Consider the following 12,800-nt stretch of genomic DNA (forward strand, 5'->3'; position numbering starts at 1 on the left):
GCAGGAGGTACCGATGGCAACGGGTGAGACCGGTTTCGACGACGTCACCTACGACCTGATCTCCGTGCAGTACCACGCCCTCAAGGCGGGGCACGACTACGGCCAGTACGTCCGTGACGCGGACAACGCGGGGCGGCAGGACATCGCCGACTTCTTCCGCCGTGTGATGGAGGAGGACTCCGCCCGCGCCAAGCAGTGCCACGAGTTCATCAAGGAGCTGTCGGGCTCGGGTGACTCGGGGCCCGCGGTCAGCTGACCGCGCCGCCCAGTTCCACACCGCCGGTGATGACCAGCAGCGCCACGTCGACGACGGCTACCGCGAGCAGGGCCGTGAAGTACGCCCGCGAGCCGGCCCGTCGTCCGCGCAGCCTGCCGAGCACGAGGATCACCACCGACAACGGCACCGCCACCAGCCCCGCCGTCGTGACGGGGCCGGGCGGGCCGACCGCGAGGACCACTCCGGTGATCACCGCCAGCGCGGATGCCACTCCCGCGCTGGCGGCCCCGCCGATGCGGTGCGGCAGTCCGCGCACACCGGTCGCCGCGTCGTCGGCCAGGTCCGGGATGACGTTGGCGAAGTGGGCGGCGCTGCCGAGCACGGCGGCGGCCACCAGCAGCCACAACGGCGGCCAATGCCCGCCAGGACCGCCCAGGGTGACGAACGCGGGCAGCAGCCCGAACGACACCGCGTACGGCACGACGGAGAACGCCGTGGCCTTGAGCCCGAGGTCGTACCCCCAGGCCGACACCAGCATCACGACGTGCAGGAGTGTCGCGTCCACACCGGACAGCAACGACAACCCGACCGCCGCCACCGCGGCGATCGCCGTCGCGGCCGCCACGAGCCTGCGCGACACGGCACCGGCGGCGACCGGTTTGCCCGCACGGCCGACGCTCGCGTCCCGGCCGGCGTCGAGCAGGTCGTTGAGCCAGCCCACGGACAGCTGCCCGGCCAGCACCGCGGCCGCGACGGCCACGATCCCGCCCGGTGACCTGCCGGTGGCGGCGGCCAGCGCGGTGGCCACGACGGTGACCGCGAGAGCGGGCAGCGGATGACAGGAACGCGCAAGAGCTTCGAGGCTGCCCATGGCTCGCCAGTCTGCCAGCGGCCCGCGATCACGCAGAACGATCTTGAACCGAACGACCCGGAACTCTACGAGCGGCTCGCCGACCAGTGGTGGCGGCCGCGCGGCGCGTTCGTGATGCTGCACTGGCTCGCGGCCGCACGCGCCCAGCTGGTCCCGCCGCCACGGCCGGGTGCGGTCCTCGTCGACCTGGGCTGCGGTGCGGGACTGCTCGCTCCGCACGTCAGCGGCTACCACCACATCGGCGTCGACTTCTCGCAGGAAGCCCTGCGCCAGGCCCGCGAACGTGGGGTGCGGGCGATCCGCGGTGACGTGCTCGCGGTGCCGTTGCCGGACGGGTGCGCCGACGTCGTCGTGGCCGGCGAGATCCTCGAACACGTCACCGACCTGTCCGCGGCGGTCGCCGAGGCGTGCCGGCTGCTGCGTCCGGGCGGGCTGCTGGTGCTGGACACGCTGGCCGACACGGCGGTGTGCCGCCTGGTGGCGGTCCAGCTGGCGGAACGGCTCGGCCTCGCCCCGCGCGGGGTGCACGACCCCGCGCTGTTCGTCGACCGCGCCCGGCTGGTGCGGGAGTGCGCCGCGCACGGTGTGCGCCTGGCACTGCGGGGTATCCGCCCCTCGCTGCCCGACCTGCTCGCGTGGTCGCTGCGCCGCGGGCAGACCGTCCGCATGGTGCCGACCGCGTCCACGGCCGTGCTCTTCCAGGGAGCCGGCCGCAAGAAGGGGATGACCTGTGGACCTGCCCGCTCTCGTTGACCGCATGTCCGGCCGTGCGTCGAAGTACGACGCGGCCGGGGAGTTCCCCGAGGAGGACTTCGCCGACCTGCGCGACGCGGGCCTGCTCGGCCTGATGGTGCCGCCCCGGCTCGGCGGCACGGGCGCGTCGTTCGCCGACTACACCGACGTGGCGGTGCAGCTGGGCAGCGGAGCCGGCGCCACGGCGTTGATCTTCAACATGCACGCGTCGGTGACCGGCGCGCTGGCGCACACGCCCGACGAGCTCGTGCGGCAGTTCGGCGCCCCGGAGAGCTTCTTCGCCTCCCGCGACCGCGTGCTGGCCGCCGCGGCGGAGGGAGCCCTGTACGCGGTCGCGATGAGCGAACGCGAGGCCGGCTCCCGGCTGTCGAAGGTGCGGACCGCCTACGAACGCACCGGTTCCGGCTTCCGGATCACCGGTGCGAAGACGTTCGTCTCCGGCGCCGGCCACGCGGACGCCTACCTCGTCGCCGCCAGGGACGCCACGTCCGGGGAACCGAGGATCTCCTACTTCCTCGTCCCGGCCGGCCCCGGTGTGCGGGTGCGGCCGACCTGGGACTCGCTGGGCATGCGCGCCACCACGAGCCACGACCTCGACCTGGACGTCGAGGTGGACGAGGACGCGCTCGTGGGCGGCATCGAAGGCGCCGCACTGCTGCTGGCCCAGGTGATGCCGCAGTGGCTGGTCGCCTCCTACGCCGCGGTCTACGTCGGTGTCGCCCGGTCCGTGCTGCGGCACGGCGCGGCGCACCTGACCGAACGCGGGCTGCACACCCTTCCGATGGTCCGCGCCCGGATGGGCCGTGCCGACGTCCAGGTCGCCGCGGCCGAACTCGTCGTGCGGCGAGCGGCCCGGCAGGTCACCGACGATCCCGGCAGTCCGGAGACCAACCGCTGGGTGTGGCGCGCGAAGCTCATCGCCGGCGACACGGCGGCGGAGGTGGCCTTCTCCGTGCTGGAGGCCGCGGGCGCGTCGGCGACCCGGCGCGGGCACCCCCTCGAACGGCTCTACCGCGACGCGCGCTGCGGTGCGTTGCAACCGGCCACGTCCGACGTCTGCGCCGACTGGCTCGGCGCCGCCGCGCTGGGCGACAACCCCGACGAGGTGACCCGCTGGTGACCGCGCACATCGCCGCGATCGGCACCGCGCTTCCCCCGGTGATCGAGCAGGACGTCCTGTGGGAGAACCACTTCGGCCCGCTGCTGGACGGCAGCAGGGCCGCCGGGCGGATCTTCGCCGCCGCCGGGGTGGACCGCAGGCACGCCGTCGTCAGCCCGCTGGACCTGGACGTGTCGTCGTGGTCGACCGGCGAGCGCATGCGCCTGTACGACGAGAACGCGCAGAAGCTGGGCCACGAAGCCGTCATGTCCGCACTGCGGGCGGCGGACCTCGACCCGGCCGATATCGGGCAGCTCACCGTCGTGTCGTGCACCGGGTACACGGCACCGGGACTGGACGTGCAGCTGGCCAGGTCGCTGGAGCTGTCGCAGGACGCGCAACGGCTGGTCATCGGGCACATGGGCTGTTACGCCGCCTTGCCCGCGCTGGGCAGCGTCGCGGACTTCGTGACCGTGCACCGGCGTCCCGCGGTGCTGCTGTGCCTGGAGCTCACGTCACTGCACGTCCAGCCGCCCACCAGGGACATGCAGCAGATCGTCACGCACGCGTTGTTCGGTGACGCCGCCACCGCGCTCGTCGTGCGGCCGGGCGGAGGCCGGGTCGAGGTCCTCGGCACCGGTGCCGTCACCGATCCGGCCACGGCCGACCACATGACGTGGCGGGTGACCGACCACGGGTTCCGGATGACCCTCTCGCCGCAGGTGCCCGACGTGCTCGGCAAACACGTCCGCAACGCCGTCGAGCGGCTGCTGGCCGACCACGGCCTCACCGTGCCGCAGGTGCGCGGCTGGGCCGTCCACCCCGGCGGGCCGCGCATCCTCGACACCGTGGAACGCGAGCTCGACCTGCCGCCGGACGCGCTCGACCCGTCGCGGCACGTGCTGCGCGACCACGGCAACTGCTCGTCCCCGACCGTGCTCATGGTGCTCGACGAGCTGCTGCGGAACACCGCGCTGCGACCGGGCGACCCGGTGGTGGCGATGGCGTTCGGGCCCGGTCTGACCCTGTACACGACGTTGTTGCGCGCGAGGTGACCATGCGATCCGTTGCAGGCAAGGTGGTGCTCATCACCGGCGGGTCGGCGGGCATCGGCCGGGTCACCGCACGCCGGCTCGTCCGGCTCGGTGCCCACGTCGCGATCTGCGGCCGCGACCAGGACCGGCTCGACGCGGCGCTGGCCGAGCTGCCCGGCGCCTGGGGAACGCGGTGCGACGTCACCGATCCGGCCGACCGCGAGCGGCTCGTGCGCGAGGTCGTCGACCGGTTCGGCCGGATCGACGCACTGGTGAACAACGCGGGCCAGGGCCGGGTGGACAAGCTCGCCGGCCTGAGCGGTGCCGAGGTGACGAGCCTCGTCGCGGTCAACTTCACGGCCGTCGCCGAGCTGACCAGACTGGTGCTGCCGCACCTCGTGAGCCGTGGCGGGCACGTGGTGATGATGTCCTCGATCGGTGCGTGGGTCCCTGTTCCGCCGCTGTCGCTGTACTCGGCCACGAAGGCGGGCGTGCTGGCGCTGGCCGTCGGGCTGCGGCGGGAGGTGCCGAAGGGCGTGCGGGTGCACGCGGTCTGCCCCGGTCCCATCCGCACCGAATGGCTCACCCGCGACCTGAACGGCCGCCCCAGCGAGGCGCAGGCACCGCGCCGCCTGTCCGCGGGCTCCGATCCCGAGCACGTCGCCCGCGCGGTCGAGCGGTGCCTGACCGCGCGGGTATCACGGACCGTGGCCGCGCCGCGCTGGTGGGCGATCGCACGACTGGGTGCGCTCGCACCGGTGAGCCGGGTGCTCGACGTCGCGGTCGCACCCGTCTCCACGGCGATCGTGCGGGCGGCACGGCGCTACGGCCGGCGGCTATCGTCCTGACGCGGTCGCACCGCTGAGCGAACTGGGCGCGTCGGGGTGGGCGTCCTCCTCGACGCTGATGCCGAGCCGTTCGACCAGCTCACCACCCAGCCAGCCACCGAGGCCGCCCGCGAGCACGCCCAGCCAGGCCACGACCAGCGCCGGCCAGGTCGGATGCCAGTCGGTCTCGGCCAGCCGCAACAGCCAGCTGATCGCGAACGCCACCAGCACGACGCCGTTGGAGAGGCCGTGCAACAGCCCGATCCGGCGAGCGCGAGTACCGCGCGGGACCACGAGGAACCAGTCGAGCCAGCCGGTGGCGGCGGTGACCACGCCCATCAGCACGCCCGCGGCGATCAGGTGGGCGGCGGTGAACTGGAAGCTCACCCTGTCGGTGATCAGGTACAGCACGTCGAAGCCGACCGCGGTGGTCAGCAGGCCCAACGGGAACACGATCAGGATCGGGTGGACGGCGTGGCCTGCGGCGCGGACGCGACTGCGCATGGGGTGCTCCTTCCGGAAGCGGCTGCTCCCACCAGGCGTACCCGGCCGTGGAACGGATACCCCTCCGTCATGAACAACTCTGGCGTGACCACTGACGAACTGCGGCGGTTCGTGCTCGACCGGCTCGACGAGGACGAGCGCCGCGCGGCCGACGAGGAGCTGCCGATGCTCGACGACGCCGAGCGCCGCGGCCGGCTGCGCATCGTGCGCTCGGACGACGGTTCCGGTCTGCTCCTGCTGCCCGGCCCGGTGCAGGCGGCCGAGGAACGCGCGACCGTGCCGTTCCGCGAGAAGGCGGACCTGCTGCGCACCGAGGTCGAGCAGACCGACGACGAGGCCGTGCTGCGGCTGGTGGCCTCCGCGTACAACGAGCACCACGACTGGCAGGAGGAGTGGCGTTGACGAGCCGTGCGCCCGAGCCCGACGCCGTGACCGCCGAGAGCGAGCTGGAGGACGCCGACATCGGCGGCGAGCACACCCGGCCCACCTTCGCCGACGAGAACCCCGGCGGCCCGCACCGCGGTCCGGACGAGTCCGAGCCGCGCGACGAGGGCGGCATGGACCAGTGACTCACTCCTCGATGCTTTGGGTGACGGTGCCGCGCACGAAGTAGCGCTGGGCCACCAGGAACAGCAGGATCATCGGCACGGTGGCGACGACGCTCGCCGCCATCACCAGCTCCCACTGCGCCTCGCCGCCCTGCCCGAACCGGTCCAGCACCGCCTTCAGGCCGCGCGGCAACGTGTACAGCTCGGGTTCGCGCAGGTAGATCAACGGCCGGATCAGGTCCGTCCAGGCGGCCTTGAGCTCGAACACGAACACGACGATCAACCCCGGCCGGGCCAGTGGCAGCGCGATGGACCGGAACTGCCGCCACGGCCCGGCGCCGTCGACCCGTGCCGCGTCGAACACCTCGGCGGGCAGGCCGAGGAAGAACTGGCGCAGCAGGAACACGTAGAACGCCGAGCCGAAGAGGTTGCCCGCCCACAGCGGGACCTGCGTCGTCGCGAGGCCGACCGCGTGCCACTCCAGGTAGACCGGCACCATCGTCACGGCGGCGGGCAGCATCATCGTGGCCAGCACGAGCCCGAACAGCGCGGTGCGGCCGCGGAACCGGAAGCGGGCGAAGCCGAACGCCACCACCGCGCTCGACACCGTCGCCGCGGCGGCCGCGGCGAACCCGACGGCGACGCTGTTGCCCACCCACGCGAGCAACGGCACGGCGCGCCACACCTCGGTGTAGTTCTCCGGCCGGAACACCGACGGCAGCAGGGCGTTGTCGAAGACGTGTGAACGGTCCTTCAGCGAGGCGCTGAGCAGCCACCAGAACGGGTAGGCGAACAGCACGCCGACCGCGACGAGCGCCAGCACCACCGGCAGGCGGCGGGTCATGACCGGTCCTCGTAGTGCACGTAGTCGCGCGACAACCGCACCTGCAGCACGGTGATCGCCGCGATCACCAGGAACAGCACCCACGCCAGCGCCGACGCGTAACCCATGCGCAGCGAGCCGAACGCCTCCTGGAACAGGTAGATCACGTAGAACAGCGCGGCGTCGCCCTCCGCCGGAGAGGACGGGCGGGCGCCGAAGAACATCGTGTACGCCTCGGTGAACACCTGCAGCGACGCGATGGTGTTGACGATCAACGTGAAGTACACCGTGCCGCTGATGCCGGGCAGGGTGACGTGCCAGAACTGCCGCCACGGCGAGGCACCGTCGAGCCGGGCCGCCTCGTAGCGCTCCGCGGGCACCCTGGTCAGCGCCGCCAGGTAGAGCACGGCGGTGGTGCCGACGGTCCACAGGCTCATCAGCACCAGGCCGGGCTTGATCCAGTCCGGGTCGGTCGTCCACTGCGGCCCGGTGAAGCCGAACCAGCCGAGCATCGCGTTGACGGCGCCGTTCTGGCCGTTGAGCAGCAGCAGGAACAACGCGGCGAGCGCGACCGGCGGTGTCATGGTCGGCAGGAACAGCACGGTGCGGAAGAACCCGGCGGAGCGTCCGGCGCGGCGCAGCAGCGCGGCCAGCCCGAGCGCGAGCACGATCTGCAGCGGCACGTGCAGCAGCGTGAAGAAGACGGTGTTCCACAGCGCGGTCGCGGCCCGTTCGTCCTCCAGGATCTCCCGGTAGTTCGACAGGCCGGTGAACCGCGCCGGTTTGAGCAGGTCGTAGTGGGTGAACGACAGGAACAGGCTGTAGAGCATGGGTCCGGCGGTGAGCAGCAGGAACCCGGCGACCCACGGCAGCACGAACAACCAGCCGGCGCGTGCCTCCCGCGTGCTCGCCATCAGCGGCCCCCGACCCTGGTCAGTGCCCGGCCGGCCTCGCGCTGGGCCTGCGCCATCGACTCCTCCGGCTGCTGCTGCCCGAGCAGCACCCTCGTGACCGCGGCTTCCCACGACCGCACGAGGTCGCTGGCCGCGGGGCTCGGCGGCAACGCGAACGCCTTGTCCTGCAAGGACCGCAGCACCTGCACGCCCTGTTCGAGGACGCGGATGCCGCGCGGGTCGTAGGCCTCGGCGAAGATCCGCTCGTCGGCGGCGCGGTTGGCGGTGAACGTTCCGCTGTAGGGCTTGCCCTTCTTGGCGAGCGCGTCACGGCGTGCCTTCGCGGCGGTGACCCAGGTGTCCGCCGCGGTCATGGTCGCGATGAACTCGCAGGCCAGCTCGGGGTGGCGGGAGCCCTTCGGGATCGCCCACGCCTGCCCGCCCGCCTCGGTGAGCGGGTCGCCCCTGCGGTCGGTGAGGGGCGCGATGGTGACGTCGACGGCGGGCGAGTTCGCGGCGAGCGTGTTGACGTACCAGGAGTCCATGGCCATCGCGGCGACCTGGCCGGTGACGAGCTCGTTGTTCGCGCCGAAGGAGTCGAAGGTGTCGCGGAACGCCTTGAACGCCGCCCAGCCGCCCTGCTCGCGCACGAGATCGGTGGTGTAGCGGACCGCCTCGACCACGCGCGGGTCGTCGAGGTGCGGTTCGTCGCCGACGAGGTCGACGGCGTTCGCCTTGGCCCACATCGCGACGAACTCCGGCACGCGCGGGTCGAACCCGATCCGCCCCACCCGGCCGTTCTCGACGCGGGAGAGCTTCGCGGCGACCTCGGCGAGCGCGTTCCAGTCCGTTGTGGACACCCGGGCCGGGTCGACGCCGTTCGCGCGCAGCACCGGGTTGTTGAGGATCAGCACCCGGACGGTGAAGAAGTCCGGCACGCCGTAGACCGTGCCCTCGTAGGTCACCTGCCGCACCGCCGCCTGCCGGTAGTCCGCCAGGTCGACGTGCCGTTGTGCCAGGCACGGTCCGAGGTCCTGCACCGCTCCCCTGGCCGCGTACCCGCCGAGCTTGCGGCGGTCCGCGTAGACGAGGTCGGGTGGGTCACCGGCCGCGACCGACGAGAGGAACTGCTGCTCGTCGAACACGCCCTCGTTGATCCGCAGGTCGACCTCGGGACGGTGGCTCTTGAACACCGCGACCCGTGCGGTGGCGTGCTCGTCCGGTAAGCCGAAACCCATGGTGACCAGGGTGTTGGGCCGGTCGGCGACGCTCGGGCCGACGCCACCGCAGCCCGCGGCGAACACGGCGACCAGCAGCGCCGAGAACGCCCGCTTCTTGCGCGTGGCTAATCGCGCCCGCCTCATGCGCGAGCGGCGACCACTGCCCGACGGCCGCGCAGGTGGCCCCGCGCCGCGGTCAGCAGCATGCGGGCCTCCATGAGCTCGCCGTACTCCAGGTGCTCGTCGGCGGCCGCGACCTGGGCCAGCGCCTGCTGGGGCGCGTCCGGCGCGTCCATCATCGCGTGCGCCAGGCACTTGCGGGCCTGCTCGGCCTGCAGCACCAGGTCGGCGCCGCCGGTCACGCGGATGAGGACCAGCGCGTCGCAGATCGCCTGGTCGAGTGAGCTGTGCTGCACGGTGGCCGCCTTCTGACAGTCGGGACTGGGGCGCCGACTGCTTGACGCCGATCCCGACTACCCGCCGCCTCCGGACGCGAAACTCGTTTCACGCGAAATACTCCGAGTGCTCAGCGCCGGGGCCTCCTGCCCGGTCGGCCGCGGGCCCTGGGCCGCACCGCCGCGGTGCAACGCCGGCACAACGCGATCACCGGCGTGCCCGGTGCGGCGGTGTCGTGGATCCACACCGCGTCGATCCACAGCACGTGCGGGAACCGGTCGAGCCGGGCGCGGTGCAACGGGAGGCCGCACAACGTCTGGTTCTGGTGTGGCCACCACGCGTGGACGTCACCGGAGGGCATCCGCACACCCTCGTCGTCACGCCAGCCGCTCGACGCGGCCACGGCGGGCGTGGCGGGCACGGTCAGCCTCCCCGGTTGTCCACGGCGGCGGCCAGTGCCGCGGCGATCTCCTCCAGGTCGCGTTCGGCGACCGGCTGCCCACCGGCACGCTCCAGCAGCTCCTCCCTCGTCACCACGGACAGCGCGCCGCGCAGCTCCGGGGTGTCGAGCTCGGCGCTGCCCGCCACGACGTACCGGCCCTCGACGTGGACCAGCGCCGCACCCGGCTCGGCCGAGTCGAGCAGCTGCCTGAGGTCCTGCACCGGGACGGCCATCAGCGGTCCTCGCCGGGGTCGCTCGGCGGACGTTCCGACGCCTCCCGCTCGGTCGGCGTCAGCGGGGTGTCACTCGCCTCCTCCGCCGCGCCGCGTTCGACGTCGTCGCTCTTCGGATCGGTCATGGCGTCCTCCTGTCGTTCTCGTGCGCCGGCAGTGTGAAGGTGTCTCCCCTGCGCACGACCTGGACGTCGAGCCCGGCCGCGCGCCGCGAGATCTCCGCGGTGAAGTCGGACAGCGGTGACTTCATCACCCCGTACTCCTCGTAGTGCACGGGGACCGTGGTGCGCGGGGCGAGCAGCTCCACCAGGTCGGCGCCCTGCCTGCCGTCCATCGTGAGCAGCACGCCCAGCACCTTGGTGCCGCCCAGGTGCAGCACGGCGAGGTCGATGCCGTCGAAGCGTTCGCTGATCTGGCGCAACGCCGGGTGCACGAGGGTGTCGCCGCTGAGGTAGACCCGCAGCGGCCGCACGCCCGCTGCCTCCCGGTACTCGAGCATGGTGCCCATGACGGGAGGCAGCAGGCGGCCGACCGCGCCGAACGCGTGCCGGCCGGGCAGCGAGGTGATCGAGAGCGTCGCCGCGCCGTGCGTCAGCGTCACCGTCTCCCACGTCCGCAGCGCCGCGGTTTCCCGGAAACCGCGGCGCGACAGGCGTTTCGCGGCGTGCGGGGTGGTGAACACCGGCAGGTCGCGGGCGAGCTCGCGGCTCGCCACCCGGTCGAAGTGGTCGCCGTGCAGGTGGGACAGCACCACGGCGTCCAGCTCGGGCAGGTCGCCGATCTCCATTGCGGGATCGACGAGCCTGCGCGTGACCACGCCTTGGCCGATGTGCGTCCACTGTCCTCTGTGGAGGAAGTTGGGATCGGTCAGGAGCGTGAACGGGCCGAACCGGAGCACCGTGGTGGCGTTCCCGACGAACTGCAGCGAACCGGTCATCTCACCGGCCCGTGGCCTCGCCGCTCACCCGCTGGCCGGACTCACGGGCGTGCCCGCCGACGTCCTGCGCCGCGTCCCTGGCGTGCTCCGCCGTGGTCTGCGCCGCGTCCGTGGCGACCTGCTTCACCTCACCGGCCGCGTCGCTCACCGAGGACTGCACGTCCTCCTTGAGGTGCTGCGCGGACTCCGACAACGCCTGCTTGGCCGGTTCGAGCGCGTCGCCGAAGCTGTCGGAGAGCTGCTGCACCGCCTGCTGCTCGGCGTCGGTGCGGGGCAGCGCGGCCGCGAGCAGCAGGCCGGTGCCGAACGCGATCAGGCCGGCCGCGAGCGGGCTGCCCTGCGTCTGGCGGGCGACCCGCTGCGGGGCCTCCTGCACCGCCTGCGCCGCCTGCTCGGCGCGGTCGGCGACGGCCTGGCCCGCCTGCCCGGCACGCTCGGCGATGGCGTTGCCGGCGTCCTGTCCCTGGTTCCGCACGCTGTAGGCGGTGTCGCTGGCGGTACCCATCACCCTGTCCCTCATCGCGGTCAGTCCTCGGCGCACGCCCCGCACCTGCCGTTGGGCGATGCGGCGCGGGCTGGTGTGGTCGACGAGCCGGTTGGCGTCCGCCCTCAGTTCGGCGCGGGTCACCTCGATGTCACGCCTTATTTGGTCGGGTGTTTCGCCCATTCCGCGTCCTCCTTCAGCGTTTCGACGGTGCGTTCGGGTTTCGGGTTGACGGTGCGCAGCTTGGCCCGCCCGGTGGAGTAGAGGACCGCACCGGCGATGCCCCACAGCACAGCGACGATCAACGCGGCCCACCCGAGCGGCATGACCGCGCCGAGTGCGAAGACCAGCGCGAAGCTGAGCAGCACGGTGGTCAGGTAGCCGGCGAACCCGGCGGCCGCGAGCATCCCGGTCGCCTTGCCGGCCTTGCCCGCCTCCTGGCGGAGCTCCGCCTTGGCGAGCTCGAGCTCCTGGCGCATCAGCTTGGACAGGTCGCCGGTGAGCTCGCTGACCAGGTCACCGAGCGACTCTTCGGTGCGCACCTGCGGGATCTCAGGGCTCGACATGCGGCACCCCCGCCGCGGGCTTCGCGGGCGTCGCGCTCGGCGTCAGCGGGGCGCCGTAGTCGTCGGTCGCACCGTAGCCCGGGGTCGTGCTGTAGCCCGGCGTCGCCGGGTAGCCCTGGGGCTCGGTGTAGCCCGGAGCGGCCTGGTGAGCCGGGGTCTCGTCGTAACCCGGCGTCGCGCTGTAACCGGGCGTCGTGCTGTAGTCCGGCGTCGCGCCGTAGTCCGGCGTCGCGCTGTAGTCCGGCGTGGTGGCAGGACGCTCCGACGTCACCGGCACGACCCCGCCCTGCGGCCGCGACGCGCTCTGGCCGCCGCCGGTCGCGCTCTTCGCCACCCGGCCGACCAGGAACCCGGCCACCGCCGCACCCAGCAGGAACGTGCCCGGCTTGCGCCGCGCGTAGTCCCGTGCCGAGTCGAGCAGTCCCTGCGCTCCTCGTTCGTCGAGGAACCGGGCGGCCTGGCGGCTCGTGTCCGCGGCGCTCTGGATCGCACCGGCCGACATCGAGTCCGACGGTGCGCCGCCGACCATCTCGCTCAGCTCGTCGGCGATCCGGCCGAGCTGCTTCGACACCCGCTGGGCCTGCTGCTCCGCTTCCGCGGCAACACGCTCCCGCACGTCGTTCACGACGTGGCGGGTCTGGTCCTTGGCCTCCCGGGTCACCTGGGCCGCCTGGTCCCTGACGGTGCCCCCGACCTCGCCGGCCGCCTCCTTGGCGTGCTGCGCGACCTGGGAACCTTCGTCCCGGGCCGCCGTGCGCACTCCACCCATCTGGTTCTCGGTCACGGCTGACTCCTCAGCTGTTGGTCGTGTCCTGGCCTACGAGCTACCCGGCGAAACCGGGCGCAAACGGGGCCTTTTCCCTTTCTTCGTTCCGGCCGGACCGGAGAACGTGACCGCCGTCCCTGTTTGCGGACGCCCGGTTGGGCTAACTCCTCCGCACGCGCACGAACTG

At 72.6% G+C, this 12,800-nt stretch carries 20 protein-coding genes; 7 read left to right on the forward strand and 13 right to left on the reverse strand.

Going from position 1 to position 12,800, the window contains the following annotated elements:
* The first annotated feature begins 13 nt into the window (after positions 1–13).
* Entirely contained in the window at positions 14–256 is a 243-nt protein-coding gene (locus ADL03_RS01145; protein ID WP_053731436.1) for a hypothetical protein, read from the forward strand.
* Here the strand turns inward: ADL03_RS01145 and ADL03_RS01150 are convergent.
* Positions 249–1,088 (reverse strand): UbiA family prenyltransferase, encoded by an 840-nt coding sequence (locus ADL03_RS01150; RefSeq protein ID WP_053731615.1) that lies wholly within the window; start codon positions 1,086–1,088, stop codon positions 249–251. The genes ADL03_RS01145 and ADL03_RS01150 overlap by 8 nt on opposite strands.
* Between ADL03_RS01150 and ADL03_RS01155 the strand changes: the two genes are divergently transcribed.
* The 4 genes from ADL03_RS01155 to ADL03_RS01170 are packed head-to-tail and all read left to right on the forward strand — an operon-like array spanning position 1,053 to position 4,822.
* Entirely contained in the window at positions 1,053–1,841 is a 789-nt protein-coding gene (locus tag ADL03_RS01155) for a bifunctional 2-polyprenyl-6-hydroxyphenol methylase/3-demethylubiquinol 3-O-methyltransferase UbiG (RefSeq protein WP_082372803.1), read from the forward strand. The genes ADL03_RS01150 and ADL03_RS01155 overlap by 36 nt on opposite strands.
* The gene (locus ADL03_RS01160; protein WP_197287968.1) at positions 1,819–2,961 is read left to right on the forward strand and encodes an acyl-CoA dehydrogenase family protein; all 1,143 of its coding nucleotides are present in this window, start codon (positions 1,819–1,821) and stop codon (positions 2,959–2,961) included. Before ADL03_RS01155 ends, ADL03_RS01160 begins: the two co-directional genes overlap by 23 nt.
* Positions 2,958–3,995, forward strand: a complete 1,038-nt coding sequence (locus ADL03_RS01165; protein ID WP_157527753.1) for a type III polyketide synthase — start codon at positions 2,958–2,960, stop codon at positions 3,993–3,995. The genes ADL03_RS01160 and ADL03_RS01165 overlap by 4 nt, the downstream gene beginning before the upstream one ends.
* 2 nt (positions 3,996–3,997) lie before the next feature.
* Complete coding sequence (locus ADL03_RS01170) at positions 3,998–4,822, forward strand: SDR family oxidoreductase (RefSeq protein WP_053731437.1); 825 nt, start codon at positions 3,998–4,000, stop codon at positions 4,820–4,822.
* Here ADL03_RS01170 and ADL03_RS01175 read toward each other — a convergent pair.
* Complete coding sequence (locus tag ADL03_RS01175; RefSeq protein WP_053731438.1) at positions 4,811–5,305, reverse strand: DUF2231 domain-containing protein; 495 nt, start codon at positions 5,303–5,305, stop codon at positions 4,811–4,813. The two genes, ADL03_RS01170 and ADL03_RS01175, sit on opposite strands and share 12 nt — an antisense overlap.
* 84 nt (positions 5,306–5,389) lie before the next feature.
* Between ADL03_RS01175 and ADL03_RS01180 the strand changes: the two genes are divergently transcribed.
* The gene (locus ADL03_RS01180) at positions 5,390–5,707 is read left to right on the forward strand and encodes a hypothetical protein (protein ID WP_197287969.1); all 318 of its coding nucleotides are present in this window, start codon (positions 5,390–5,392) and stop codon (positions 5,705–5,707) included.
* Positions 5,704–5,874 (forward strand): hypothetical protein, encoded by a 171-nt coding sequence (locus ADL03_RS48015; RefSeq protein ID WP_197287970.1) that lies wholly within the window; start codon positions 5,704–5,706, stop codon positions 5,872–5,874. Before ADL03_RS01180 ends, ADL03_RS48015 begins: the two co-directional genes overlap by 4 nt.
* Position 5,875: 1 nt before the next feature.
* Here ADL03_RS48015 and ADL03_RS01185 read toward each other — a convergent pair whose 3' ends face one another.
* The 11 genes from ADL03_RS01185 to ADL03_RS01230 all read right to left on the reverse strand — a co-directional run bounded on the left by ADL03_RS01185 (position 5,876) and on the right by ADL03_RS01230 (position 12,631).
* Entirely contained in the window at positions 5,876–6,697 is an 822-nt protein-coding gene (locus ADL03_RS01185) for a carbohydrate ABC transporter permease (RefSeq protein WP_053731440.1), read from the reverse strand.
* Entirely contained in the window at positions 6,694–7,590 is an 897-nt protein-coding gene (locus tag ADL03_RS01190) for a carbohydrate ABC transporter permease (protein ID WP_053731441.1), read from the reverse strand. Before ADL03_RS01190 ends, ADL03_RS01185 begins: the two co-directional genes overlap by 4 nt.
* Positions 7,590–8,933 carry an ABC transporter substrate-binding protein gene (locus ADL03_RS01195; protein ID WP_063798425.1) on the reverse strand — a complete coding sequence of 448 codons (1,344 nt, stop codon included), beginning with the start codon at positions 8,931–8,933 and terminating at the stop codon, positions 7,590–7,592. The genes ADL03_RS01190 and ADL03_RS01195 overlap by 1 nt, the downstream gene beginning before the upstream one ends.
* Positions 8,930–9,205: a hypothetical protein gene (locus ADL03_RS01200; protein ID WP_053731442.1), complete on the reverse strand. Its 276-nt coding sequence runs from the start codon at positions 9,203–9,205 to the stop codon at positions 8,930–8,932. Before ADL03_RS01200 ends, ADL03_RS01195 begins: the two co-directional genes overlap by 4 nt.
* Before the next feature lie 110 nt (positions 9,206–9,315).
* A complete protein-coding gene (locus tag ADL03_RS01205; protein WP_082372775.1) occupies positions 9,316–9,606 on the reverse strand; it encodes a hypothetical protein in 291 nt (96 codons plus the stop codon).
* Positions 9,607–9,608: 2 nt separating this feature from the next.
* Positions 9,609–9,860, reverse strand: coding sequence for a hypothetical protein (locus ADL03_RS01210; protein WP_053731443.1), 252 nt, complete (start codon positions 9,858–9,860; stop codon positions 9,609–9,611).
* A complete protein-coding gene (locus tag ADL03_RS50125; protein WP_255353320.1) occupies positions 9,860–9,985 on the reverse strand; it encodes a hypothetical protein in 126 nt (41 codons plus the stop codon). The genes ADL03_RS01210 and ADL03_RS50125 overlap by 1 nt, the downstream gene beginning before the upstream one ends.
* Positions 9,982–10,797 (reverse strand): MBL fold metallo-hydrolase, encoded by an 816-nt coding sequence (locus tag ADL03_RS01215; protein WP_053731444.1) that lies wholly within the window; start codon positions 10,795–10,797, stop codon positions 9,982–9,984. Before ADL03_RS01215 ends, ADL03_RS50125 begins: the two co-directional genes overlap by 4 nt.
* A 1-nt stretch (position 10,798) precedes the next feature.
* Complete coding sequence (locus ADL03_RS01220) at positions 10,799–11,464, reverse strand: DUF3618 domain-containing protein (protein WP_063798426.1); 666 nt, start codon at positions 11,462–11,464, stop codon at positions 10,799–10,801.
* Positions 11,440–11,847 (reverse strand): phage holin family protein, encoded by a 408-nt coding sequence (locus tag ADL03_RS01225; protein ID WP_053731446.1) that lies wholly within the window; start codon positions 11,845–11,847, stop codon positions 11,440–11,442. The genes ADL03_RS01220 and ADL03_RS01225 overlap by 25 nt, the downstream gene beginning before the upstream one ends.
* Positions 11,834–12,631: a hypothetical protein gene (locus tag ADL03_RS01230; RefSeq protein WP_053731447.1), complete on the reverse strand. Its 798-nt coding sequence runs from the start codon at positions 12,629–12,631 to the stop codon at positions 11,834–11,836. Before ADL03_RS01230 ends, ADL03_RS01225 begins: the two co-directional genes overlap by 14 nt.
* Between the last annotated feature and the right edge of the window lie 169 nt (positions 12,632–12,800).

Source organism: Nocardia sp. NRRL S-836, from assembly GCF_001279525.1.
Lineage (GTDB): Bacteria > Actinomycetota > Actinomycetes > Mycobacteriales > Pseudonocardiaceae > Lentzea.

Excerpts from the sequence above, each read along its gene's own strand:
- ADL03_RS01145 (WP_053731436.1), top strand. The coding sequence starts at position 14 with ATGGCAACGGGTGAGACCGGTTTCGACGACGTCACCTACGACCTGATC.
- ADL03_RS01155 (WP_082372803.1), top strand. The coding sequence starts at position 1,053 with ATGACAGGAACGCGCAAGAGCTTCGAGGCTGCCCATGGCTCGCCAGTC.
- ADL03_RS01150 (WP_053731615.1), bottom strand. The coding sequence starts at position 1,088 with ATGGGCAGCCTCGAAGCTCTTGCGCGTTCCTGTCATCCGCTGCCCGCT.
- ADL03_RS01170 (WP_053731437.1), top strand. The coding sequence starts at position 3,998 with ATGCGATCCGTTGCAGGCAAGGTGGTGCTCATCACCGGCGGGTCGGCG.
- ADL03_RS01175 (WP_053731438.1), bottom strand. The coding sequence starts at position 5,305 with ATGCGCAGTCGCGTCCGCGCCGCAGGCCACGCCGTCCACCCGATCCTG.
- ADL03_RS01185 (WP_053731440.1), bottom strand. The coding sequence starts at position 6,697 with ATGACCCGCCGCCTGCCGGTGGTGCTGGCGCTCGTCGCGGTCGGCGTG.
- ADL03_RS01190 (WP_053731441.1), bottom strand. The coding sequence starts at position 7,590 with ATGGCGAGCACGCGGGAGGCACGCGCCGGCTGGTTGTTCGTGCTGCCG.
- ADL03_RS01195 (WP_063798425.1), bottom strand. The coding sequence starts at position 8,933 with ATGAGGCGGGCGCGATTAGCCACGCGCAAGAAGCGGGCGTTCTCGGCG.
- ADL03_RS01210 (WP_053731443.1), bottom strand. The coding sequence starts at position 9,860 with ATGGCCGTCCCGGTGCAGGACCTCAGGCAGCTGCTCGACTCGGCCGAG.
- ADL03_RS50125 (WP_255353320.1), bottom strand. The coding sequence starts at position 9,985 with ATGACCGATCCGAAGAGCGACGACGTCGAACGCGGCGCGGCGGAGGAG.
- ADL03_RS01215 (WP_053731444.1), bottom strand. The coding sequence starts at position 10,797 with ATGACCGGTTCGCTGCAGTTCGTCGGGAACGCCACCACGGTGCTCCGG.
- ADL03_RS01220 (WP_063798426.1), bottom strand. The coding sequence starts at position 11,464 with ATGGGCGAAACACCCGACCAAATAAGGCGTGACATCGAGGTGACCCGC.
- ADL03_RS01225 (WP_053731446.1), bottom strand. The coding sequence starts at position 11,847 with ATGTCGAGCCCTGAGATCCCGCAGGTGCGCACCGAAGAGTCGCTCGGT.